This window comes from Paraburkholderia sp. SIMBA_053 (assembly GCF_046534895.1).
GTDB classification, from domain to species: domain Bacteria; phylum Pseudomonadota; class Gammaproteobacteria; order Burkholderiales; family Burkholderiaceae; genus Paraburkholderia; species Paraburkholderia caledonica.
In genome coordinates this window covers 1-287 of sequence record NZ_JAWRXU010000463.1, presented here as the reverse complement: position 1 = coordinate 287, position 287 = coordinate 1, and the positions used below count along the sequence as shown (strand labels likewise).

The window sequence follows — 287 nt, the reverse complement described above, 5'->3', positions numbered from 1 at the left end:
GATGGAGTAAAAGATAAAAATTGTTATTTGATAAGATTTATTGAAATGAACGGAGAGTATTTAAATGCAGGATGTAAAATTTAATTATCTAACTGAATTATGTTTACGGTATCAGCAAGACGACTTTTACGTTGAAGAAATTCCTCTATCTATTTTGTCAAAAGTAGATAAGAGATTCGAAATTCCACAGCACGAGAAAATTATTGCAGTTCTTGACTGTACAATATTAGGCTTTGGAAAAGCAGGCGTTTGTTTTACTGATAAGGGACTAAGGTGGCGAAGCGTAG

At 32.8% G+C, this 287-nt stretch carries 1 protein-coding gene; it reads left to right on the top strand.

The window, feature by feature from the left end; translation table 11 throughout:
• Positions 1-64: 64 nt before the first annotated feature.
• On the top strand, positions 65-287 hold a 223-nt coding region (locus SB753_RS36430), incomplete at its 3' end, for a hypothetical protein (RefSeq protein WP_410804972.1).